18 protein-coding genes are annotated in these 23,400 nt (G+C 55.6%); 11 read left to right on the top strand and 7 right to left on the bottom strand.

The features are described 5' to 3' along the window. Positions 1–272, top strand: a 272-nt coding sequence (locus tag WMW72_RS28190) for a hypothetical protein (RefSeq protein ID WP_423227609.1), incomplete at its 5' end; no start/stop codon positions are given. Between the two features lie 38 nt (positions 273–310). Further along, the gene (locus WMW72_RS28185) at positions 311–805 is read left to right on the top strand and encodes a hypothetical protein (RefSeq protein ID WP_341418929.1); all 495 of its coding nucleotides are present in this window, start codon (positions 311–313) and stop codon (positions 803–805) included. Positions 806–1,784: 979 nt separating this feature from the next. Here WMW72_RS28185 and WMW72_RS28180 read toward each other — a convergent pair. From WMW72_RS28180 to WMW72_RS28165, 4 genes are read right to left on the bottom strand one after another with little or no spacing between them, the layout of a single operon-like run. After that, a complete protein-coding gene (locus WMW72_RS28180) occupies positions 1,785–2,756 on the bottom strand; it encodes a DUF4340 domain-containing protein (protein WP_341418921.1) in 972 nt (323 codons plus the stop codon). Then, positions 2,753–4,147: a GldG family protein gene (locus tag WMW72_RS28175; RefSeq protein ID WP_341418920.1), complete on the bottom strand. Its 1,395-nt coding sequence runs from the start codon at positions 4,145–4,147 to the stop codon at positions 2,753–2,755. Before WMW72_RS28175 ends, WMW72_RS28180 begins: the two co-directional genes overlap by 4 nt. 60 nt (positions 4,148–4,207) lie before the next feature. Then, positions 4,208–4,921: an ABC transporter permease gene (locus WMW72_RS28170; protein ID WP_341418919.1), complete on the bottom strand. Its 714-nt coding sequence runs from the start codon at positions 4,919–4,921 to the stop codon at positions 4,208–4,210. Further along, on the bottom strand, positions 4,914–6,095 hold the full coding sequence (locus WMW72_RS28165; protein WP_341418918.1) for an ABC transporter ATP-binding protein: 1,182 nt from the start codon (positions 6,093–6,095) through the stop codon (positions 4,914–4,916). The genes WMW72_RS28170 and WMW72_RS28165 overlap by 8 nt, the downstream gene beginning before the upstream one ends. Positions 6,096–6,367: 272 nt before the next feature. Between WMW72_RS28165 and WMW72_RS28160 the strand changes: the two genes are divergently transcribed. The 3 genes from WMW72_RS28160 to WMW72_RS28150 all read left to right on the top strand — a co-directional run bounded on the left by WMW72_RS28160 (position 6,368) and on the right by WMW72_RS28150 (position 10,224). Continuing rightward, the gene (locus WMW72_RS28160; protein WP_341418917.1) at positions 6,368–7,444 is read left to right on the top strand and encodes a glycine-rich domain-containing protein; all 1,077 of its coding nucleotides are present in this window, start codon (positions 6,368–6,370) and stop codon (positions 7,442–7,444) included. Positions 7,445–7,887: 443 nt separating this feature from the next. Next, complete coding sequence (locus WMW72_RS28155; protein WP_341418916.1) at positions 7,888–9,534, top strand: glycosyl hydrolase family 28-related protein; 1,647 nt, start codon at positions 7,888–7,890, stop codon at positions 9,532–9,534. A 231-nt stretch (positions 9,535–9,765) separates the two neighbouring features. Further along, a complete protein-coding gene (locus WMW72_RS28150; RefSeq protein WP_341418915.1) occupies positions 9,766–10,224 on the top strand; it encodes a tautomerase family protein in 459 nt (152 codons plus the stop codon). A gap of 2 nt (positions 10,225–10,226) precedes the next feature. Here WMW72_RS28150 and WMW72_RS28145 read toward each other — a convergent pair whose 3' ends face one another. Beyond that, entirely contained in the window at positions 10,227–10,790 is a 564-nt protein-coding gene (locus WMW72_RS28145; RefSeq protein ID WP_341418914.1) for a TetR/AcrR family transcriptional regulator, read from the bottom strand. A 259-nt stretch (positions 10,791–11,049) separates the two neighbouring features. Beyond that, positions 11,050–13,572 carry a U32 family peptidase gene (locus WMW72_RS28140; RefSeq protein WP_341418913.1) on the bottom strand — a complete coding sequence of 841 codons (2,523 nt, stop codon included), beginning with the start codon at positions 13,570–13,572 and terminating at the stop codon, positions 11,050–11,052. Positions 13,573–13,865: 293 nt separating this feature from the next. Between WMW72_RS28140 and WMW72_RS28135 the strand changes: the two genes are divergently transcribed. The 6 genes from WMW72_RS28135 (at position 13,866) to WMW72_RS28110 (ending at position 22,616) form a co-directional block, all read left to right on the top strand. Then, on the top strand, positions 13,866–15,383 hold the full coding sequence (locus tag WMW72_RS28135) for a GGDEF domain-containing protein (protein ID WP_341418912.1): 1,518 nt from the start codon (positions 13,866–13,868) through the stop codon (positions 15,381–15,383). A 109-nt stretch (positions 15,384–15,492) separates the two neighbouring features. After that, positions 15,493–18,849 carry an FG-GAP repeat domain-containing protein gene (locus WMW72_RS28130; protein WP_341418911.1) on the top strand — a complete coding sequence of 1,119 codons (3,357 nt, stop codon included), beginning with the start codon at positions 15,493–15,495 and terminating at the stop codon, positions 18,847–18,849. Positions 18,850–18,936: 87 nt separating this feature from the next. Next, positions 18,937–19,188, top strand: a complete 252-nt coding sequence (locus WMW72_RS28125) for an acyl carrier protein (RefSeq protein WP_341418910.1) — start codon at positions 18,937–18,939, stop codon at positions 19,186–19,188. Positions 19,189–19,193: 5 nt separating this feature from the next. Next, complete coding sequence (locus WMW72_RS28120; RefSeq protein ID WP_341418909.1) at positions 19,194–20,390, top strand: class-II aminoacyl-tRNA synthetase family protein; 1,197 nt, start codon at positions 19,194–19,196, stop codon at positions 20,388–20,390. After that, complete coding sequence (locus WMW72_RS28115) at positions 20,326–21,333, top strand: hypothetical protein (protein WP_341418908.1); 1,008 nt, start codon at positions 20,326–20,328, stop codon at positions 21,331–21,333. The genes WMW72_RS28120 and WMW72_RS28115 overlap by 65 nt, the downstream gene beginning before the upstream one ends. Positions 21,334–21,461: 128 nt before the next feature. Further along, on the top strand, positions 21,462–22,616 hold the full coding sequence (locus WMW72_RS28110; protein WP_341418907.1) for an MBOAT family O-acyltransferase: 1,155 nt from the start codon (positions 21,462–21,464) through the stop codon (positions 22,614–22,616). Between the two features lie 130 nt (positions 22,617–22,746). Here WMW72_RS28110 and WMW72_RS28105 read toward each other — a convergent pair whose 3' ends face one another. Further along, positions 22,747–23,085, bottom strand: coding sequence for a hypothetical protein (locus WMW72_RS28105; RefSeq protein ID WP_341418906.1), 339 nt, complete (start codon positions 23,083–23,085; stop codon positions 22,747–22,749). Positions 23,086–23,400 lie beyond the last annotated feature (315 nt).

Raw genomic sequence — 23,400 nt, 5'->3', positions numbered from 1 at the left:
GGCTGGAGCAACAGGTGCTCCTGGAGCCCAAGGTATATCCGGTCCGGCCGGAGCAACAGGTGCTCCTGGAGCCCAAGGTATACCCGGTCCGGCTGGAGCAACAGGTGCTCCTGGAGCCCAAGGTATACCCGGTCCGGCCGGAGCAACAGGTGCTCCTGGAGCCCAAGGTATACCCGGTCCGGCTGGAGCAACAGGTGCTCCTGGAGCCCAAGGTATACCTGGTCCGGCTGGGGCAACGGGTTCAACAGGAGCAGCTGGAGGTGCAGGATTAATTCCATTTTCAACGGGTATCATCATCAGTGGTGCTACAGTGGTATCAGCCGCTCCAATTTTAATGGGTTTTGGAAATCACACAGTTGAAGTTATTGGCGGTTCTGGAGAATCAACTATGCCGCCCGAAGCAGGTGGTTTTGCTTTCCCAATTCCACATGCGGGTACCGTTCAAGATTTACAAATAAGTGTAGATTTATTAGTTGCATCTGTGGTTTCTATAAACACCCTCGGTCTTCAGTATGAGTTTACAGTATTCCGCGCACCGTCAGTTCCTAATACTGGGATTGATCATATTTCCGCACCTTACGTGACAACTCCGCTGACTAGCTCGGTTCGCTTCGGATTTCCGAATACGGTCATTACAGCCGGTACGTTCCGTACCGCAACGAATAGAAATGTTGGGGGATCGTTAATAGTCGCTGAGGGTGATCGTATTGGTATTCGTGTAAGGACGCTTATGTCGACCGATCCCTCAGCAGCTGATATCACCCAACTCTCGTTTAGCGCCAGTCTATCTTATACTCCTTTTTAATAAGCCTTCAGCTTGTATTTAGTATAGAATCAGATCCATCCCCAGCACCACTGTGGCCACCATTCTCTATACAGAACACTTGCTCATGAAAAACTAAAAAATAAACTCCTATGCTTCGGCGTAGGAGTTTCGATATCCTTTGTTCAGTATCTTTGCTTTTCCTATTGGAAATAGTGAACGATTTACATAACACAGTAAACCCCTGTTACAAGAAAACAGACCTATTGAATTTCCAAATGTTAATTAATATGGACGATCTAAGAGTAATCCAATCATTTCTCCCAGATGGGAGTGAATTCGGTGCTTTAGCAGCTACAGGGAAGTGGGGGATAACTCCGCATAGTCTACAAATACGGAAGCAAATTAATAAGCTTCGAAAAAACAAACTTCTTCACATTTCCGCGGCGGATGATCCAATTGAGTGTTACCAGCGGTATTTGGAGCAGCATGCTGTTAAAAATAGATCAAGCCGAAATAAGTTAGCCAATCTTAAACGGACTAATGAGATAACTAGTAGCTCCGAACTTAGATCAACTACTGAAGATCTGATTGTGCAAAATAACACTGTTGAGAGTAATCAAAGTGAAGTCATTAGATCAACTAAAGTATTTCTAACGATTATGTATCAAAAGGCGGTGAGTAAATGAATCAATCAGCAGAAAACTTTGATTGTGACACAAGCCATATCTGGACAACAGAAATTGTCCAATGACACAAAAGTGCCAACGCAAAATAAGACCGATGAGATTATATATGAATGTCCATTCAATTCAGTTAAAAAACGCCGAAAGAAACTAAACTAAAAAAATACAAAACTGCGATACGAATAGAAGCAGCACATTTGTGTCGCAGTTTTAATGAATGTATGTTTGTGTCGCTGAACACATTAGCTTGGTGACGATCCGCGTATACAGCAAAAAAACGTACGAGTTCGCTCGTACGTTTTTTTGCTTATACTTAGTTGCTATCTCATCGATGGTTACGATCCGGACGGTTGAGCTTCCCCGTCAGCCTTGGGCGTCTCCGCAGTTGGCTTCTCCTTGCCCTGATCAGCCAGCTCTTGTACAGCTCCGGACGGAACCGCAAAGGCCCATTCACCGCCCTCCCGGACTACCCATACGAATTCTCCCGCGGCTTTGCCGACATAGACGGTATCGGCTTCCTTCCCGCTGTCATCCGTGGTCTTCAGCGTGAGACGCAGGTCCGGATGGTCAAGGCCGGCTACCTCCGATGCCTTCTTCACGGGCTGCTCCGTGACCAGTGAGGCTGCCCGATCCATATAGCCGGTAGCATCGGTGCCTGCCAGCTCACGATCGCCGAGCTTCCACTTGGCTTCGAATGAGGACTTATCCGGCTCCGCCTTGGTCAGTGTCCAGGACGCCCCCTGCCACTGCACGGTCAGTGCCCGAACCTTCTCATACTCCACCTTCACAGCCGTCTTCTCCATGAAATCAATCGGCTGCTTGGCCAACAATTGCAACGTGGCATCCGCCAATTGGAATACCGTGCTCGAGCCTCCCAGCTTGGCATACGACGAGCCGCTGACCGGCGTCGCATCGCCGACCTCCAGCGTCTGCTCGCCGCCTCCGGCGAGCTTGACGGTGTAGCGCTGCTTGGGCTCCGCCAAGCCGAATTGTCCAAGGTCGGTTGCCGCCTCCGTAACCATCTTATCCTTCTTCAGCGAGGTGAACGTATCCACCCAAGCATCGGCATCCTCCTTGGTGAGCGGAAGCGCGGAAGGCTTGACCATCGTCCATGCGTTATCCTTGCGTTCTATGACGATGTCCGTCGTTCCGGCATGGATCGTGAAGCCCGTCACATTATCCTTGTTCACAGCTACAAGACCCGGCGTCTCCGGAGACTTTTCCCGGAAGAAATCCCGGCTCGATGCGTACCAGAACCCGCCGATGCAGAGGACGACCAACACGATCGTCGGGATCAGCCGTTTCATCCTTTTCTCCTCCTCCACCAGATTCCTCCGCCTATCAGCAGGAAGAGTAGCGGGAAGAGTATGACCGTACCGAGGAAAATGAAGTTCGCCTGCTCATTGGTTACGAGCGCGGTCGATAGGTTGTCTCCCTCCCGCGGACGGATCGTAACCTGATCGGTCTGCTCCTGCAGCCAGCCGATGCTGTTCAGTGCGAAGTCCCGGTTGCCCTGCATCTGAATGAACTGGTCTACGAGGAACGTTGACCCGCCGAGCACGACCGCCTTCGGCTTCTTATCCTTGCTTTCCACCACATAACCGAGATTCAGCGGACCGGCGACATCTGTCGCATCCTTCTTGGAAGACCCTTGCGCGGACAAGGTTTTCAGATCGGTCTCCCCATAGGCAGCTGCCGTCGTCTTGAGAATCGGCGTCGCTGGGAAGTCAGCGTTGGGCTGATCGGCATTCAGCGTAACGGCCAGTGTCATCACGGTCAACAGGTTGTATTCCTGCAGCTTGCGTGTAATCTCATGGCCGCTATACTCAGGCACGATGCTCAGCGGGCTGTTCATCGCGCTCTGCTTCGGCTCGATGGCGACAGCGTGCTGGTCTTTGATCCCGTAGGCCGACATGACGCCGTCGAGATTTTTCCAAGCGGCCGACATATCGGGATTGAACCCAAGCGCCAGATACAGCTTGCCCTTGCCGGAGAGGAACGTCTTGATCAGATCGGCCTCCTGGTCGCTCAGATCGTTCTCCGGACCGATGATGGCCAGCACTTCGGCGTCATCCGGGATTTTGCCGTCGCGAAGCAGGTTGAGTTCCTTGACCTCATAGTTGGCATCCTCGAGGCCCGTACGCCACAGGCCCATTTCCGCCAGCGGAATTTCGTTATGCCCCGAGAGGAAGTACAGCTTGCGCTTCTCCTTCACATCGAGATTGACGAGTGCCTGCGTCAGCTTCTCCTCGCCGGCGAAGCTGTACCCATTGGGATTCTGCTGGCTAGGCAGGAACATGTCGTAGAAGTTCAATGTCTTCTTCTGGTTGCCGCTTTGGACCACCAGTGTCCCGGCTGGGCTCACCTCGTACTGCTTGGCTACGGCCGGATTCTGAACGGCATCGTACTCCTCGAACGTGATCTTGCCCGTACGTTTCTTATATTCCTGCACTAGCTCGGTGACCTCCCGCTTCATGTACGGATTCGTATCCGTCGTCGTCAGCGAGATGATCTTGATGTCCTTATCCAGGGTCCCGAGCGTTTGCTTCGTCTGGTCGGACAGCGTGAATTTATTGTTTTCGGTCAAATCGACCTGCAGGTTTTTGGCTGAGTTCAGAAAAATCGTCAGCACGATAAAGATGCCGATCACCGCCAGCGACAGCACGGTCGCATTCGTTCCGCGGATCCACTTGTTCACCTTGCACCTTCCCCCTTCTTCGGCGGCGCTGGCCGGCAGCTTGCCGGCTCTATGCGCCTGTTATCTCCAGCGCTTGCGCTCCAGCACCTGAATGCTCAGGAGCAGGAACACCAGAATGAATGTCACGTAAAACAGCACGTCGGCGAAGTCCAGCACGCCCTTCTGCAAGTCTCCCGCCCGGGAGACGATGGAGAACATGCCGAGGAAATCCTTCACCTTGCCGCCGATCGTGTCGCCCAGCCATTCGATCGTCCAGAAGACGAGCAGGATGGCGAAGGAAGCAATCCCTGACACCATCTGATGGGAAGACAGCGTGGAGGCGAACAGGCCGACGGACATCATCGCCGCTCCGACGAGGAACATCGCCAGGTAAGACAGCCACAGTACCGGCTGATCGAGCGGACCGTAAGCGCTCAGGATGAGCGGATAGAGCAGGCTGCCTACGACCAGCAGCAGCAGCACCGCCAGCGTCGAGGCAAACTTGCCGACGACAATCTCAGCAATGCTGATCGGCGAGGTGAGCAGCAGCTCATCCGTACCTTGGCGCAACTCGTCGGATACGAGGCGCATCGTCAGCAGAGGCACGATGAACAGAAAGACGAACGTGATGTTCCCGAACACAGGCCGCACATCTACCACGTACGGCGGGTACAGGAAGTTCGCGCTGAAGAAATACCCGGCAATCACGAAGAAGAAAGCGAACGCCGCATACGCGATCGGCGAATAGAAGTACATCTGAAGCTCCTTGCGGGTCATGGCCATCGTTCTACGCATGCGAGTCACCTCCTCTATCTGCTGCAGATTCTGCCGATCCGGAGGTCTCCCCGGCTTGAGTCTGCCCACCGTCCGCAGCCTCGTTGCCATCAAGCCGTTCATCTGTGGTCAGCTTCAGGAAGATATCCTCGAGACTGAGGCTTTCCTTCTTCATGGACAGAATCGGTAGCCGTTTCTCAGCGAGCCTGTAGAACACAGCTTCACGGATATCCTGACGGTCAGCCGACTCGACGACCACCTTCACGGTGCCCGTGCTATCTGCGGCCGCCAACTGTGAAGGCTCCGTATCGCCAGATCGGGCATCCGAGCCCAGACCGTCCACAAGGGCATCCTCGGCCCCGCCAGCTGCTTCCACAGCCGTATCCTCCGTCTTGATCCCCGCAGCCAAGGCAGACTCTGGTGCATCGTTCAGCTCCCGGACAGCTGTAACGCCGGGCGTCCCGCGAAGCTCGGTCAGAATCGTGTCGCGGTCTCCCTTCACCTCAAGCGACACCTCGAAGGTATCGTTCAAGGAATTCGCCAGCTGGTCCGGCTGTCCGTCCAGCACGATCCGGCCTTGATGAATAATAAGCACCCGGTTGCAGAGCGCATTGATCTCGGGCAAAATATGCGTGCTGAGCAGCACGGTATGGTTCTCGCCAAGCTCGCGGATCAGCGCGCGGATCTCAATAATCTGCTTCGGGTCGAGGCCCGAGGTGGGCTCGTCCAGCACGAGCAGGTCCGGGCCGTGAAGAATCGCCTGGGCCAGTCCAATCCGCTGCTTGTACCCTTTGGAGAGACTGCGGATGATCTGCCGCTCCCTGCCTTGGAGACCGAGCCGCTCGATAACCTCACCGATTCTCGTCTTCTGCTCACGGACCGGAATATCCCGCAGGTCGGCGATAAACTTCAAGTACGACGTGATCGACATCTCCGGATATAGCGGCGGTGTCTCGGGCAAATAGCCGATCTTCTGCCGGGCCTTCTTCGGATGGTCTGCCATCGGCAGGCCGTCAATCGCGATCGAGCCTCGGGTCGGGTTCAAGTAGCCGGTAATCATGCGCATCGTGGTTGTCTTCCCGGCGCCGTTGGGCCCCAGGAACCCGACAATTTCACCCCGCGTCATCGAAAAATCAATGTTGTGAACGCCCCTCTGGTTCTCATAGAGCTTGCTTACCTGTTTGACCTCAAGCACATCGAAACCCCCTAATCGTTCCACATATCCTTGCTACAGCCATTTCCAACTTTGGGGCCGTTTAACCGCCATCCACAATATAGCGGGGAAACAATAATGCCAGCTTAACCGAAGCTGAAAAAATGATTAAAAAAATGTGTCTAAAATGTGAGCGAGATTTTTTCGGAAAATGACTCAGTAAAAGAGAACTCATGGATTTCCAACTATGGTAAAATGAAAATAACCCGCCAAGCCCAGGCTAGCGGCATTCTTGTTTCGCAAGGAGGCCAGATATGTCCGGACTTATTATTTTCATCATCGTTCTCGCCGTCGTTTGGCTCGTGCGGGTCATGGTCAGCAGCAACTCGGCCCGTTCTGCACGCAGGGTTAATCCCCCTGCTCCTCCTGTTTATGCAGATACGCCTCTGCCCGACATGCTGGGCCTGCAAGCGCATATCCCCTTGCAGTCTGCTGTACGGAGACTTGAGGGCGCTCTCAGCGGCCCCTATGAAGCTAAAATTAAGGAACGGGTACAGGCTCACCAGCCTGCCATGAGTGATGCCGAGTTCAAATGGAAGCTCTTGGAGCTCAAACGGTACTTTCTGATGACGGCGGTTCTCCGCGACGTGCCGATGTTCAGTGAAGCCGTCGATGATATCTGGCATGAGATGCTGATGTTTACCCGGGAATACCATCAATTCGGAGAAACGTTCGTCGGATCGACCATACATCATGCTCCACATACCGGAGAAGCCTCGGGACCCGATCCGGGCGGACGGGCCTGGTTCGACTGGGTGTACGCGCAGATGTTCGTCCCCACTCCGTATTCGGCAAGAATCTGGGGACCGTTCTTCCGCCATCCGATTAGCACCGGGATGCTTGAGGAGCTGCGCTCGGCGACGCAGAGCGAGGTGATCGACCGCCGGTTCAACCGGGCCGCGGCTTCTGAAGACGAAGACATTCACCTTGCAGTCCGCTCCCTCTCCCAGAAAGCCATGGAGCAGGCTGAGGACGCTAACCCCGGGGCCACGTACCAGGCCGACAAGCCAGCAGCTGGCTCTCCCGATTATATGCCTTATCTTGCGGGAGCCCTCATGGTCTACTCAGCTGCGGAGCTTATGGATTTCGACGGACTGATGAAGCAGCATTTCATGCAAGAGGAGTCCAAGCTGCAGGCGATGTCATCCAGCTCTTCGTGCGGCAGTGCCTGTGGAGCGACGTTCTGGGAGGATAGCCGTCATGACTCGGACGGACACGGTGACGGTGGCGGGAGTGGTTGCTCTTCATCCGATGGCTCTTCTTCCGATGGCTCGTCCTCCAGCTGTTCCTCAGGCTCTTCCTGCAGCAGCTGTGGCGGCGGTGGAGACTGACGCAGCGTAAGCTTCTCCTAACCGGTTGATTCCGACTGGACTAAGCAGTCCTTCAAAGGAATATCCCTCCCGGGTAACCCGCTTAGTTCGGAAGCATACCTACCTGACATGCAGCCGCTGCAAGCGAAAACGAAGACTGTTTCAAAAATACCACTCCAAGAAGTTAGGGACCTTCGGGTTACCTAGCTTCTTGGATTATGGCATTAAAAGTATCATTTTTTTCCTTCCAATAGATTTTTTGTCAATCGGTTTTTGGATTCTGAGGATTTCGCCGGCATGCGGAATCCGTATAATGAAGGGAAGTAGGGCGGTCAAGCAGCTCTACGAGATGAAGAGGGTACTTTCTCTTAGATGCCAAGAATGAAGGAGGTCGAGTACAGAAAAGGAAAGGCAGCCAGACATGGCATCAGCTTCATAACGACGAAAAAATGGAGGTTGGATGAATGATGTTGAAGAAGCAAAACGCTAGCAAGCTGGCGAAGTTGGCAGGTGCATGGGCACTGGTGTTAACCTTACTCATTCCTGCAAGCGCTGCCAATGCAGGTGCACCATGGAGGAGCTCGCTATATCCGGCGAACTGGACACCAGGGTATCAGGATAGTCAAGGACGTTTCTTGCAAGATTTTTCATATGCGGGCTATTGGCGAGGCGAAAAATCGCCCCCTACGACGCCTCCCGGCGCTACGTATAACGTGGTCACGCAGTACGGGGCCGATGCTTCCGGCGCGAACGATTCGACGAATGCGATCCAGAACGCGATCAACGCAGCCGGTACGGCCGGCGGAGGCATCGTGTATTTGCCGGCAGGCACGTACAAGGTGAAGCCGCAGGGCTCCAGCTCCAGCTCGCTGTGGATCAACCAAAACAACGTGGTGCTGCGAGGCGCGGGAACGAATTCGACTTTCCTGTTCAATGACTCCACTTCGATGCGGGAAAAATCGGTTATCCGCGTAGCGCCAACGACGTCGGGCGATTGGTTCGCGCCGGTCAATACGCCGACTGCGGTCCGCAATGACTTGCAGCCCCGAACGCATACGATTCCGGTCAATAGTGTAAGCGGATACAACGTGAACGAATTTATCGTGATCCGTTCAGATATGACGCCCGCCTTTATTGCCGAGCACGGCATGACCGGCAAGTGGGACGCTTCCTTGAAGGGTCCTGCCTTCAACCGCAAAATTACAGCGATCAACGCGGCGACCAACTCGCTGACGGTCGATATTCCGATCCGCTATCCGCTGAAAACGCGGGATAACGTTCGTGTGTACAAGGTCGCGGAGCCGCTTAGCGAGGTGGGCATCGAGAGCCTGTCCATCGGCATGAAGCAGCATCCGGGTACGACATGGGGCGATCTCGATTATAAAAACGCGGGCACGGCGGCCTATGACGTCCATGCGTCCAAGGCGATTTCGATCTCGCATACGAAGAACAGCTGGGTCAACAATATCAACAGCTATAGACCAAGCGGTAACAGCAGCGACTATCATGTGCTGTCTCATGGCATCTCTTTGTATCAGGCCCGGTCCGTAACCATCCAAAATACGCACTTTCAGAAGCCGCAATACCGGGGTGAGGGTGGAAACGGCTACTTGTATCAAATCGCGGGAAGCGACAATCTGATTCAAAACGCCATCGCGACCAACGCTAGACACAGCTTTACATTCCAGAGCATGTGGACCAGCGGAAATGTCATTTATAACAGCACGTCCAATACGCCGCGGCTGGCGACGGATTTCCACATGCACCTGAGCATGGCGAATCTGCTCGACAATATGAGGATGAACGGAGACTTTATCGAGGCCGTATACCGGCCGTATGGCACGATTGAGCACGGCTGGACGACCTCCCAATCCGTCATCTGGAATACGAACGGGCTCGCTTACGGGCCGGGTCAATCCGCCATCGTCAAGTCCAAACAATTCGGCCAAGGCTACGTCTTCGGAACGCATGGACCTGCGAACGGCGTGCAGTATACAGTGCCCGCCTCGGACCCCTCTGCTCCACAGGATCTGGTAGAGGGCATTGGCACCGGCGGCGATCTCGTGCCGCAATCCTTGTATCTGGATCAAAAAGCTAAGAGAGGCTTCTAAGCGAATAGAGCCGAAAATGCATAAAGGGGTAACAAATGAAACCCAAGGCGCTAAGGACCTCCAGGTCGCCTAGCTCCTTGGGTTTTGGCGTCTACCTCCACCGTCCTCACCTAATGCCCATTGAGGAGGACGGCAGGAATAAATACGGCATTGACTATGACGATCGTCATAATATAGAATTATGATGAACGTCATAGTTTTATCCAAAAAAAGTATGAGGAGACGATAACCATGCCCATGATTGATATTTACACGCCAGATCACCTTATCCCCGTCGACGCGAATAGCCAGCTTGGAACAGAGCTGGCCCTTGCCGTGCTGCGAGCCGAAGGGGTTGAGTCCCCTGGTCCGTTTCACCTGAACAACACGGCTGTTTTTATTCACCGTCTGAGCTCAGAGGCCATTCATACAGGAAGCACCCCTTCGGCTAAGAATATCCGGATTCAAGTTATTACTCCTCCTGGAGCTTTAAATCGCGAGGGACAAAGAAGATTTACCCGAGAAGCCACAGAAATCGTTGCCCGTATTACAGGTGATGAGACACAGGCAACACGGACATGGGTCATCCTAACGGAAGCCGCTGAGGGCGGTTGGGGAATCAATGGCACGGCCTTCGGCCAAGAAGAGTTTGCTGCGTTGGCCGCCCAAGCCGCTGCGGCAAGCTTGGGATCGGCTTCGGATCAGACGTAATATCAAGAATGGGCACTTGCGCTTTTCACTTGCATGATCAATTGCTCAGCTACCAATTCAAAGACCTCCATGGACTTTTGGCCGCGGCTGATCGCGACGGCACCTTCGCAAGAAGCAACAAGCAGTGCCGCAAGGCCACGCGCATCCTCCTTGTTGAGTCCGCCCAGGACTAGCAGCTCGGACAGACGATCGCACCACTGGCGAAATACTGCAGCCGACCGATGAAGTAAATCCTGGGAGTCCGATGCCACCGTAACGGCCAGAACCGAGCAGCCCGCTTGATAATTGGTGTTCGTTAATAACGCTCTCCAGATGCCAATAAACTGTCCGGCAACAATTTCGGCCGGCTGGCCTTCCAAAGCGTTGATGATGCCGATAGCCTGAGTTCCGGCCAGATCGATGGCTTCAGCTATAAGCTGATCTTTTCCACCAGGGAAATGATGGTATATCGACCCTCGGGGGGCACCGGTGGCTTCAATTATTTCTGTAAATGAGGCGTGCAGTCCTCGCATAGCGAGGAGCTTTACAGCACCTTCAATCATTCGTTCACGAGACTGACGAGCCATCTCAAGACCACCTTTGCAGATCAGTAATTTCCTAAGGGTAACATATCCGCGGTGTGGACAACAATAAGAGGGAAGACGCGCTCAAGCCATAACCAGGTTCAAGCGGGTCGACCCGCAAATCATGCCATCTACCTCCCGGAGTCTGTGAGGTAAAACACCCAAATCATGCCGTATGCACACAAAAGGCCCTCTGCGTCAGTTCCTGTGAACTGTGACCTGCAGAGGGCCCTTTTCCCTTAAAGCGGCTTCCCGCTTCGCTTTATTTCACCAATTGACCACGCGTGACGCCGAGCTGGTTGGTGGACTTGAGCGTCTTCCATACCTGGGTCCCGCTGACCTCCCCGCGGATAGCGCGCTGATAGAGCGCGATGACTTCGTGCACCTTATCCGGCGTCTCCTCCAGAAACTCGATCCGGTAGCGGTTCACGCCGAGCTCCATGAAGTTGGTGAGGTACTCTGCGCCCGACTGGTCGATTGCATTGTACACCGTGTTGCGGCAGCCCTCGTCCACCCGCACCGGATGAGAGAAGCCGACCCGGTCGCGCAGCGAAGCGCGCTGTTCCTCGCAAGGGCGTCCGCAGTTCGTATAGTCCGTACCCGGACTCATAAACGTGCAGTAGACGCAGTGCTCCGTATGGAACATCGGCATATGCTGATGGATGACGACCTCCAGACGGGACGTATCCGAACGACGCAGCAGATCGACCATCTGTTGAATGTTCAGATCGTACGACGGCGTCACCCGGGACAAGCCCGCATCCGTGAACAAGGATACCGCCTTGTGGTTCGCCACGTTCAACGAGAAGTCCCCGATCAGCTCCGGCTGCGGCTCATCCGGATGCTCAGCCAGGTAGCGCATGAACCAGTAGACCGCTCCCGTATTGCGGACAAGTACGGCATCCGGTCCGAGCTTCAGGATATTCTTGAAATAACCGGTCTCACCCGGCATATGGATACGTGGTGTCGCCAGCGCGATCTTCTTGCCCGCCCGGCGGCAAGCCTCTACGGCAGCCGGGAACTGCTTGATGAATTCAAAGTCCGCGTAGATCATCTCGACGTCCGTCTCGATAGCCGCCTCGACCTGCTCCAGGTTCCGGCACAGCACCGTCAGTACGGAGCGAGCCTGTCCACCCTGAGGCGCAGCCGAAGGAGGCGCAAGCAACGGAGCGTCGCCGTAGGCTTCGACCTGACGCTTCACGTAGGCACGCGGGCGCTCACGCTCAACAACCAGCAGCTCGGCTGCTTGACGGCGCATCTGGTTCAGCTCGCGCATCGGCACAATCAGATCGCCGTTCAGATGAACGTCCACTGACTCCAGCTCGAGTACGGTGCCGCCCAGCCGGCCGAACTGCTCCTCGAACAGCGCAGCATCCATCGGACGCTTCTCCGCCGGAACCAGCGGCAGCTCCGACTCGACAGTCACGGATGCGCCCGTCGCCGGGTCCGTCCACACGCTGCGCAGCGGCTGCCCAGCCGTCCCTGTGACCTTGACGCGGACCGGGAAAGTCCGGTACGGCTTGTCCGTCTCGTACGTCTGACGAAGCCGCTTGTCGAGATGCGGATCGTTGGTCTTCCAGATCCGGTCGCCGACATGCACCCGCTTCAGATCGATATCGCTACGGCCCGGGACGATCTCAATCAAGCCGCCGGGCGCTTCGCCCTCGAACTTAATGCCTTGGCGCCGCAGATCATAGACGCGTCCGCCCTCTTCCTTCTTCGTCGGGTCTCCCGCGTCGAAGACGATGCCGTCTCCGCGCTTGAGCGGAGCTTCCAGCTCACAGGTCACCCCATCGCGGAGCACCTGCTTCACGCGGCCCAGATATACGCCACGGCTCTTAGGGAAGGTGCCTTCCACCAGCTGCTTGTTGTTGGTGCCCTTGAGGAAGCCGTGCGTAAAGCCGCGGGAGAAGCTCTGCTCCAGCTCACGCAGCTCTTCCTTGGTCGGCATCGGGTTCTCTCCGTCGAAGTAGCGGTCAATCGCCTTGCGGTATTTGCTGACAACGTTGGATACGTATTCCGGAGTTTTCAGGCGTCCTTCGATCTTGAACGACTTGACGCCTGCTTCGATCAGCTCCGGGATCAGCTCGATAGCAGCCAGATCCTTCGGAGACAACAGATAAGCCACATCGCCCATCGGCTTCTGCTCGCCATCCACCATCAGATCGTAAGGCAGACGACAGGCCTGTGCGCACTCTCCACGGTTGGCGGAGCGTCCGCCCCACATCTCGGAGGTCAGGCATTGCCCCGAATACGACACACAGAGCGCGCCATGCACGAATACCTCCATCGGCAGCTTGGCCTGCTCGCCAATCTGCCTGATCTGCTTGAGGTTGTTCTCACGACCCAGAACGACGACCTCGAGATCGAACGGCTTGGTGAACTCGACCGCCTCCGGCGAAGTGATCGTCATCTGCGTCGAGCCGTGGATCGGGAAGTCTGGAGAAATCTCGCGGATCATCCGCACCAGCCCGAGATCCTGCACGATGACCGCATCCACGCCCGCATCAATACAGGCCTCGATCAGCTCCTTGGCCCCCTCCAGCTCCTCCTCGAACACGAGGATATTGAAGGTCAAATACCCCTTGACCCCGTACCGGTGCAGGAAGGACATAATATCCGGCAGCTCGTCCGTATGAAAATTATGGGCCCGCGCCCGCGCGTTGAATTTCTCCACGCCGAAAAACACAGCATCAGCGCCGTTGGCCACCGCCGCACGCAGACAATCCCAGTCGCCCGCAGGCGCCAGCAGCTCTATATCTGATTTGCGAATAGTACGCAGCATCAATCGTTTCCTCCAAGCTTTGGAACCTAGTATAAGGCGTGAAGACACGCCTCTATCTAGTGTAACAGAAATAGGCTTGCCAAACCATCGCCTCCTGAGGTTTCCAAATTCAGTTCAAAAGAATCAAGATAAAATCAAAAATAGTTCAAGCACAAGGAAAAATGTCAAATCGTGACGAATAAGATTATAAATTATGACCAAAGCCCCGAAATTTCAGTTTATTATCGATAGCCTAACGCTATCCAAGCAGAGCCCTCCGCTCAACCTCATCGAATGGTGGTGAACCGCCTGTCATGATCAGAGACTTTGTCATTAACGCTTCGATACTAGTTGCCTCCTTTTTCTTCATCGGGCAAATGTTCAAAGGACATCCGCTCACGCGGGAATCCCCATGGAAGTGGAAAGTGTTCGGGGGCTTCTGCTTCGGATTGTTCGGAGTCTTGCTGATGGAGTTCAGCCTGCAGGTGGGCGACGGCGTGATCGCCGATCTTCGCCATATCCCACTCATCGTCGCCGCTCTGCAGGGCGGATTGATTCCGGCGCTAGTGACCGGGTTCGTGCTCATCGTCGGCCGCATCGGTTTATTCGGCGTCTCTTATCCCTCCGTTTCCTCTTCCATCATGATGCTGCTGCTCTCGGTCCTGTTTGGTGCTATTGCCGGCCGGCGCGGATTAACGATGCCGCGCTTCGTGTCTCTGAATACGGTCGGGCTTATTGTGATATCCGCCACGATCACGCTTAACCTGAATTATGCTGGACAACTAGGCAAGTTGTACTCCGTGCTGCTCTACCACTGGGCCTTCTCGTCGGTGACAGGCCTTCTGTCCGTTCAGGTATTTCTCTACATCGTTCGTGCTCACGCCTCTAACCGGAAGCTCAAAGAAAGCGAGGAGCGTTACCGCGGGCTGATCGCTTCGTCTCCGGATGCCACCTTTGTGATGATGCGCGACGGCACCATCTCATTCGTTAACGATAAGGGCATACGACTGCTGCATGCTGTATCCCGCAAGGATATTATCGGCCGTTCTTACTTCGAGTTCGTGCACCCGTCCCACCGGGAAAGCTCCCGGAAGTACGTGGAAGCTCTGCTCAACCGTCAGTTGAAACCTGAGCTGATGGAACAGGTCTTCGTCTGCCTGGATGGAACGGAGATGGAAACAGAGCTCTCGATCTCCCTTACCTTATATAAGGAAGAAGTCGCGATTCTGCTCAGTGTCCGTGATGTGACCGAACGTAAGCGGACGGAGAAAAGCCTTCAAGAAGCGCTGGACAAGCTTCAGAAGCTGTCCGATCTGGATGGCTTGACCGGCATCCCAAACCGCCGTCGGCTGGACGAATATCTAACCCGCGCCTGGGCCGACTCCGCCGCCAATCAAACCCGGCTAACGGTAGTTCTGTTTGACGTGGATTATTTCAAACGGTACAACGACTGCTACGGCCATCTGGGCGGGGATGAGGCGCTGCGCACAATCGCTGGGGCAGCGGAAGCACTAATGCGGGAGAAGGGGCATTTCGTCGCCCGGTACGGCGGGGAGGAATTTGCCGCCGTATTGAAGGAAATTCCTGTGGAAGAGGCTATGGAGATTGCGGAGCAGCTCCGTGCACAGATCGAGCAGCTAGCACTCGCTCATGCCGGATCCGAAATAGCCGATCATATCACGGTCAGTATCGGCCTGGCCTCTGTCACGCCCGATCCGTTGACACATCCCGAACAGGTGTTGTCCCAAGCCGATAAAGCCTTATACCTGGCGAAGGCAGAGGGGCGCAACCGGGCGCTATTCGATCCGCTCGCATCCGTCTCCTCAAGTTAACAAAGCCCGTTATCCGTGCTATAATGACGAAGGACTACCAATTTATTGACAACGTTCTACGGATTTCTACCGCAGATGACGTTGCATGCTGCCTAATGAGGGATTTGCTTTGATACGTACTCCTTTCCGCAAGGTGGTTGTGACCGCGCTCGTGCTGCTGCCGCTTGCGGTTCTTCTGTTTGTCCTGTTCCCTATGGAGAAGCGGCTGGAGGTTCGGATGCTGTACGCGACGCAAGGCGATGCCTTCGATCCGTCAGCCTACGGCCAGTTGAAGCAGTCTCTGCTAGCGGGACTTTCGCTGGACAAGCATCAGCTGACCGGTCTCAGCACACGCCAGCTGAACGACTATGACACCATTTATCTGGACCCGTCCCTACACCGGACATTGACGGACGACCAGCGCCTCGCGCTGGAAGCCTATGTTCGGGGCGGCGGGCATTTGTTCCTTGAAAATGAATTTGCCACTGACTTTGATCCCGCCTTCCTGGGGGCGGCCGAGGTCATCGACGTACCGGCTCCTGCCAAGACTCAGCTGCCTGCGGCTCCAGGAGACAGCTTATGGAGCTACCCAGGCGTCGATGCGGACGTGCTGGGCGTGCAGCAGGTGCTGCAGACGTTCGCCGATACGTTCTTCCGCCATGATACGCAGGGCAGTCTGAGCCGGTTCTCCTGGGGCAAAGGCATCAAGCCTTCGACGGCCCAGCCGATCGTCACGATGAACGGCCTCACGCTGTACAGCGTGAACCGGGTCGGTTCGGGGACAGTGTTCCTAAGCGGGACACTCCTGCCCAACCGCTATTACCTAACCGGCTACGATCTGCAGAGCGGCATGGACCCTGCGCTCGGGTTCGACCGGCTGGCGGCCGAGGACAATGCAGCGCTGAAGCCAAGCGTCGGTGCGCTCTACTTTGACCGCAACCAGTTGAAGACGGATCCTTACTTTCACTTCACATTCGCTGCCGGCAATGAGCTGCTGCGTACGGAGTATGCAGCCTATGTATCCAAGCTGAAGCTCGGCTACAGTGTGAAGAAAGTGCTTGGGCCTTACGGCCGGCCGGCGATGGCCCATCAGAATCACTTCGAGGCGATGGAAGCGATCCGCGACGGAGAGGGCATCCAATGGGCAGAGCTGCTGCGCCGCTACAAGCAGCTTCCTTCCTTCTCGCTGGTCCGATCCGCGTTTACTTGGGGACGCTGGCAGGAGTCCGTGATCGTTCACTTGAACACGGGCACCCAGGAGAAGCCGGCCTTCGCGGGAGAGACGCCGAATTCGTTCTACTCCAGCGGTACGCGGGTGCTGGCGGACGGGCAGCCGGTGCGGCTGGCTCCTTATCCGGATTACAAGTCGCTCGGCGACGCGATCACCGAGCCTGTGCGCGCAGTACCAGCCCTCGCCGATGTGACGGGCGACGGGCGAGTCGACCTGATCGTCGGCTCCAGCGACGGATCGATCTATCTATACCCCGGCCTCTCAGGCGGGGATGAGGCGTATGCCGACCAGCAGCTCCCTCCGGGGCTGAAGGCTCCGCTGGCCTTCGGAAAGCGGACGGCCCTGCGCACCACAGGGGGCGCTCCGCTGACCGCAGGCTCGTCGTACGCCAGTGTAGCGGCGTACGACCTGAACGGCAACGGCCGGCCGGATCTGATCCTCGGCCGGTCGGACGGCTCGCTCGCCGTCGCCTACGGCGAAGCCGGCGGCGTGTTCACTGCGCCGGTGCCGCTACTCGGCGGCGGGCAGCCGATGGCCGCCGCCGCGCCGGTGGCGGCGGCCATCGGTGACGTCACCGGAGACGGGCTGCCCGACCTCGTGGTCGGGGACGGCGGCGGAGCGGTGACGATGTATCCAGGCGAGCGCAGCCCCGGCGGGGCGCTCGCCTTCGGGACCGGGCAGCCGCTGTTCCGGCTGCCGTCAGCCTTTGCCGCTCCGTCCGTCCGCGACATGAACGGAGATGGACGCGCCGACCTGGTCGTCGGCGGCAGCGAAGGCGACCTGCGCATCTATCTGCAGCAGGTTGATAGCAGCGGTCGCGTTACCTGGCGCGACGCCGGCGTAATCGAGGGCGCGAGCCTGAATCAGCTCGGCAATCATGCGCTGGTCGGCGGGCATAATGCCGTGCCGCTATGGTACGACCTGAACGGCGACGGCCGGGACGATCTGATCGTCGGGCAGCTGGAGTTCAGCGCCCCGTCGCCGATTGACGATCCGAAGTTTCCTTATGCAGAGCAACTGTCCGCCTTTATCCGGTATACCAGGGAACACGGGCTGGAATTGTACCCGCATCTGTTCTTCCATCAATATACGAGCGATGCGCAGGAGAAGCAGGAGATCGCCCTGCATCGCCAGGCGTTCAACAAGCTGGGGATTCCGTGGAAAAATCCCGGTACGAACCAGCATACGTGGCGGATCAACAACCCGGACCGCTCGCAGACTCTCGGCAATGAACGGGATGCGGGCATCTGGTTCAACTTCGGCTTCAAGCCGTCGTTCATTAAGGCAGATCCACGACTTGGCGTGGAATACAACTGGGGGCTTCCGTTCCTGATGACGGATGCGTCCGGCGAGCCGGACCTGAAGAAGCCGATGATGCTTTATACGCCGGCTCCGGTGCTTCGCACCGACCCGCAATATTCGACCAAGGATCTGTTCGAAGCCTATGCGGCCAATGATATGCCGATCGATTATTTTGAACATATCGAGTACCACTTCCCGCTGCGCGAGAAGGAACTGCTGGAGTTCGTCACTTACTTGGACGAGCTTCGCAATACGCACAGCTATAACTTCATGACGGAGATGCAGATGGCCCGCTCCTTCCTGAATGCCAAGACGACCGAGGTCAAGCTCTCACGTCCCTGGACGGACGCCGTCACGCTGCGGCTGAAGCGGCTGGTCGGGATGCAGGCGGACCCCCGCTTCTATGTCACGCCGGATACCTCCGGCGTGCCGCAGCAGGCGGAGGAGTACCGCGGCACGCTCGGGCTGGTCGTCGAGCCGGGAAGCGCCTATAGCGGGCGTCTCCCGGACACGGACTCCGCCGTCCGCGACCTGCGCGGCGGCAAGCTGTACTTCGGTGCTGCGCAAACGGAGCAGGTCCGCTTCGCGAAGCCGGCAGCGGCATCGGCGGCATCGGCGGCATCGCCTTCGACTGGGGACGCCAAGTCCGCCAGCACGGTTCCATCTGCGTCTGCTGCTTCTGCAAACGGCCAAGCTTCCGAAGCTTCGCTTCCCGACAACACCGCGCTGCACATGCAGCGTGTCAATGTGCCTTATACGCTTCACGCGTCGGAAGGCCACTGGGAGCTGAGTCTGCAAGCGGCAGGCATGCAGCAGGTTAAGCTGATAAGCCCGGTGCCGCTGCAGATTGACGGGCCGGACCTGACGGTAGAACGCGACGAGGCAAGCGGAACCTATACGGTCACTCATTTCGGCGATCCGGTGAAGCTAACGATAACATGGAGCGCTCCTTAAGCGCTGGCTTGACCGGTAGCCGCCTTTTACTTTAGAAACGATACGCGCTAGTTGCTATTCACCTATCCAGCCAAGGAGGCTTTTCTCATGCAGCAATTGCTTGACGAGCTAGAAACGCATATCCGCAGCCGCTACGATATCGACCAGGATGATGAGGATTTTTCCACAGACGTTCATCTATTCGATTATGGCTTTATCGATTCGATGGGGGCGACCGCACTGATCGCACATATCGAACAGACATACGGCATCCAAGTTACTCCGCAGGATCTGATGCTGCATTCGATGAACACTGTCCGGGAAATTGCGACGTTCATTCATTCTAAGAAGGCGAGGTAACGCAGGTGGAATGTATTGTATCCTTGGAAGGACTGGCCCCTAGCCAGCATGGACAATTAAAATACGCCGCATCGTTCATCGATGAGACGATCAGCGATATCCAGCTCGACGCTGACACGATCCGTATCCAGCATGATTCGCCCAAAGGCAACTCCGGCATCGAGGAACGTGTCCGCAAGCTCATCGAGCGCTTCTCCCAGGGAGACTTCGGCTTCAAGGAGAACATCCTGTTCGAACAGCATATCGATACGCCGTATGAAGGCGATATTATTGCTGAGCTGGCGGATAAGAAGATCATCAAGATTTTGGAGCCGGGGCTGTTTATTTTCCGCGAGCCTTTCTCCAGCCTGATGAGGTTTTTCGATTATAGCTTCGTGACGAAGATCGCGGCCCGTTTCGAAGGACTGACGACGGAGGAATACCCGGCCGTCATTCATGCCGACACCTTGAATAAAACGAATCATTTCACATCGTTCCCTGAGCATATTCACTTCCTGACGCATCTGCGTGAGGACCTGGATACGATTGAGGCTTTCTCTCAATCCATCCGGGATCAAGGGGGCTGGCAGCAGGATAGCCCTCTCGACATGAACGCCACTATGCCGAAGCCTAAGTTTACGATGAATCCTTCCACTTGCTACCACTGCTATGAGGGCTTGAAGAACGAGACCTTGGAAGGCGAGGGCCGCATCGTTACGGCGATCTCCAAGTGTCACCGCTTCGAGTCGCGCAACCATACGGATTTCGGACGCTTGCTGGACTTCAGCATGCGCGAGATCATTTTCGTCGGGAAGCCGGACTTCGTGAAAGAAAACCGCCTGCGCGCCATCGAGTATCTGAAGGAGCTGGCTGTGGAATGGCAGGTTGACAGTATACTCGAAGTCGCCAACGACCCATTCTTCACCAATGATTTCCAAGTGAAGGCTTCCTTCCAGCGCAATCAGGAAATGAAGTATGAGCTGCGTCTGACGATCCCGCATATTAAGAAGTCGATCGCCTGCAGCTCGGTTAACTTCCATAGCAACACCTTCGGCAACGCCTTCAATATTTCCATGGGCAAACGCCCGGCCGTCACCGGCTGTGTCGGCTTCGGCATCGAACGCTGGACGTTCGCGTTCCTGGCCCAATACGGCCTGGATGAATCGCAATGGCCGGCCGCCATCCGCGAGCAATATGCGGCTTGGCAGCAGCTATCGGTCTAGAACGGGCGGCATCATGTCTACTACGATCCGCTTTTTTCGCAAGAACAGCTTCGTGCTGCTGCTGCTCGCCGCTTTCGTACTATCGGATGTCCTGATCTCGTATTGGGACCCGATGGTTACGTCGCGGCGTTTTTACAAGAATGACTTCACGAAGACCGTGTACCATCATGATGGGGCGACCAGCGGCCCTGTCTTCTTCGGCAACTCGGCGGTTACAGGTGCTTATATCGAAGAGAAATCCTCGGCCAAGCTGGTTGAAATGGGCCTCTCCTACGGCAAGCTGACGGATCTGAAGGCTATCTTGGAGCAAGGCCGCTATCACGTCCAGCAGCAGCTCGTTATTGGAATCGATGTTCATACGATGCTGGATATCATGGAGACCGATCCCACCTATCCGTGGTATAAACCGTGGTACGAGCCATATGTGTACAAATACGGTTCGTATTTCATTGATTCCGGAACGGAAGCCGTCACCCAGCTGTACCGAGGCGCTGTCGAGCTGAATCCCGCGGAGCTGACGCGCTATGAGCCGCGCTGGATCGATAAGATGCTTTACTTCGGTCATATGGAGCCGGAGACAATGAAGGCGAAAGAGCAGGACTACGACAAGAAATACGGCTGGGCCAAGCAGCCTCAGTATATCGACAATCTCGAGGCGCTCGAATGGATTATCCGCTACAGCGAATCGCAGAATCTTCCTCTGCGTGTCGTGTGGATGCCATGGAACCCGAGCTACGAGCAGCCGCGCTATATGCCCGAGCTGAAAAAGACTGTCGATGCCCGTCTGAAAGCCGCCGGCGTACCTACGCTTGATCTGCTTTTGTCGTATGACCCCAAATACTTTCACGATCTGGTCCATCTGAACCGTGAGGAAGGCGCTCCGGTATTTACGAAGGAGGTGGATGCATGGCTCGCGTCGCTCGCCAAATCATCGAAATCCTGATCTACTTGGCCATGCTCATCCTTGTGCTCATTTATTTTAAGGGCGAAGGTGTGTTTATTTACGAAGGATTCTAGATCCCGCAGCGGCTGCTCGGGGAGGACGCCTACGCGCTTGGAGGATAATCAACCATGTGGTACTTGAATATGAACGCCGTCTTGGCCATGGTCGGGATGGTGCTTGTGCTGGCGCTCACGCGCCGCTGGCCAGGCAATAAGCGCTACCTGCTGCTGGCGTTCAATCTCTGCTTTCTGCTCGTGTTCAGCCAGAAGCTGTTCGTGTTCTATCTGGTGTACACGGCGTTGAATTATGTAGCTTTTATCGCGCTAGGACGTCTCCAGCACTTGCGTAAGACGACATTCGTCCTGCTGATCGCGGCCAACGTAGTGGCGGTGTGCACGCTGCGGATGTTCGGGATGGAGATGTTCACCCATCCGTTATTCGATGCTATTATCGTGCTCGGACTGATCTACAACGTACTCAAGGTCATCGACGCCTTGTACTTTGCCTTCTTCATCGGCAAGGAGTCCCGTGCCAGCGTGTTGGACTACTTCAATTACATCTTGTTCATTCCGACCTTCACTTCCGGCCCGATCCTGAAATTCCGCGATTTCATGGCCGATACGAAGCAGCCGTATCAGGTGGATGCCGCTCAGACCAAGCAATACGTCAAGCGGATCATCCTCGGCATGTTCAAGAAAGTGGTGCTCGTTGCGCTGATGATGGATGTGTTCAAGAACATCTCCGGCGCCGAGCAGCTTCACGTGCATGAGTCGGTATTTCTGATGATCTGGTTCTATGCTCTGATTTTCTTCGATTTCTCCGGCTACTCCGATATTGCCGTAGGCTTCGGACGTCTGATGGGATATAACATACCGGAGAACTTCAAGAAACCGTTCCAGTCGCCCACGCTTACCCAATATTGGCGTAATTGGCATGCGACCCTTGGGGATTGGTTCCGGGACCACATCTTCATGTTCGTCTCACGCCAGACGCCGACCAAGTGGACAGCTGCCGGTCTCTCGATGCTTGTGATGGTCCTGATCGGCCTCTGGCATGGCTTCAGCTGGCTGTATGTGCTCTGGGGCGTCTATCACGGCCTGCTGCTCGGGCTGGAGAACATCCTGGGCTATACGACCGTCAACAAACGCAAGGTGTCCAAGCGGTATTTCTACGCCCGCTGCTTACTGACGCAATTATTCATTACAGCAGCTGTTATCGTCTACAGCGGCGATAGTCATACCGTATACAAAATTTACAGCGGACTGATTAACTGGTCTTGGTAAATGCCCGGGCAGACCGGAAGAAGGTCCGCCATGAAGAAGAAGCAGCGTTGTTCAGGGAATGGCTTATTCTCCCCCGAAGCGCTGCTTCTTTGCGTTTTATTTCATCTGTACCCCCTTGCTTCTCCGCAGATCAACTGGCGTCCGACTTCCGGACGGATGGTTCCCCCTTGTCATAGCCCCCCATAGAGGCGTTTCCCGGCTGCAGCGGTCCGGCCCCCTGGGCCTGGATGCCATACACTGCCGCTTGCAGCTGACTTCCGATCGTAGATAGAGATAGCTCCCCGCAGGGCTGGTACACATTGTTGCTGTCCCGCTTGTGAATGTGAATGCTGCCTGACTTGGAATTGATGTTCATCGTGAGCTGTCCGGGCAGCTCGACCAGGCAATGAAACTTCTTAAAGCTGTCTGGGAAGCGCAGCCAGGTACCGGCAACAGTTTCTACCAGTTGTGTATCCTTGATTCTCACCATACGATCCGCCCTCTCTTTAAAAAGTTTGATGACTGCAGCCTCGAAAGGTATTTCCCATTATAAGGGAAGTTCTGTACAAAGAATCGGGAATACTGTCGAGCTCTTTTGTCGAATATAGACTTTGTCACGCCGCCGACACAATGCCTGAATTAAAGCTTGGTTTCTTAGCTTTTACTCATTTTGAACGTCCTATACGAAACGGAACGGCACCAATCATCTCACTCCCAAAACGTGAGAAGAATGGTGGGATTTCCATTGTTAAAGGAGCTTAACCCCACCAGGCAATCGTCCTGTAGCTGTATTTCAATAAGATAC

Source organism: Paenibacillus filicis (assembly GCF_038070315.1).
GTDB classification, from domain to species: Bacteria; Bacillota; Bacilli; order Paenibacillales; family NBRC-103111; genus Paenibacillus_G; species Paenibacillus_G filicis.
Note: the sequence above shows the minus strand (reverse complement) of the source record. Positions and strands in the feature narration are given on the sequence as shown.

Coding starts and splice junctions, on each gene's coding strand:
- WMW72_RS28180 (WP_341418921.1), bottom strand. CDS start 2,756: ATGAAACGGCTGATCCCGACGATCGTGTTGGTCGTCCTCTGCATCGGC.
- WMW72_RS28170 (WP_341418919.1), bottom strand. CDS start 4,921: ATGCGTAGAACGATGGCCATGACCCGCAAGGAGCTTCAGATGTACTTC.
- WMW72_RS28160 (WP_341418917.1), top strand. CDS start 6,368: ATGTCCGGACTTATTATTTTCATCATCGTTCTCGCCGTCGTTTGGCTC.
- WMW72_RS28155 (WP_341418916.1), top strand. CDS start 7,888: ATGATGTTGAAGAAGCAAAACGCTAGCAAGCTGGCGAAGTTGGCAGGT.
- WMW72_RS28150 (WP_341418915.1), top strand. CDS start 9,766: ATGCCCATGATTGATATTTACACGCCAGATCACCTTATCCCCGTCGAC.
- WMW72_RS28145 (WP_341418914.1), bottom strand. CDS start 10,790: ATGGCTCGTCAGTCTCGTGAACGAATGATTGAAGGTGCTGTAAAGCTC.
- WMW72_RS28140 (WP_341418913.1), bottom strand. CDS start 13,572: ATGCTGCGTACTATTCGCAAATCAGATATAGAGCTGCTGGCGCCTGCG.
- WMW72_RS28135 (WP_341418912.1), top strand. CDS start 13,866: ATGATCAGAGACTTTGTCATTAACGCTTCGATACTAGTTGCCTCCTTT.
- WMW72_RS28125 (WP_341418910.1), top strand. CDS start 18,937: ATGCAGCAATTGCTTGACGAGCTAGAAACGCATATCCGCAGCCGCTAC.
- WMW72_RS28115 (WP_341418908.1), top strand. CDS start 20,326: ATGAATCGCAATGGCCGGCCGCCATCCGCGAGCAATATGCGGCTTGGC.
- WMW72_RS28110 (WP_341418907.1), top strand. CDS start 21,462: ATGTGGTACTTGAATATGAACGCCGTCTTGGCCATGGTCGGGATGGTG.
- WMW72_RS28105 (WP_341418906.1), bottom strand. CDS start 23,085: ATGGTGAGAATCAAGGATACACAACTGGTAGAAACTGTTGCCGGTACC.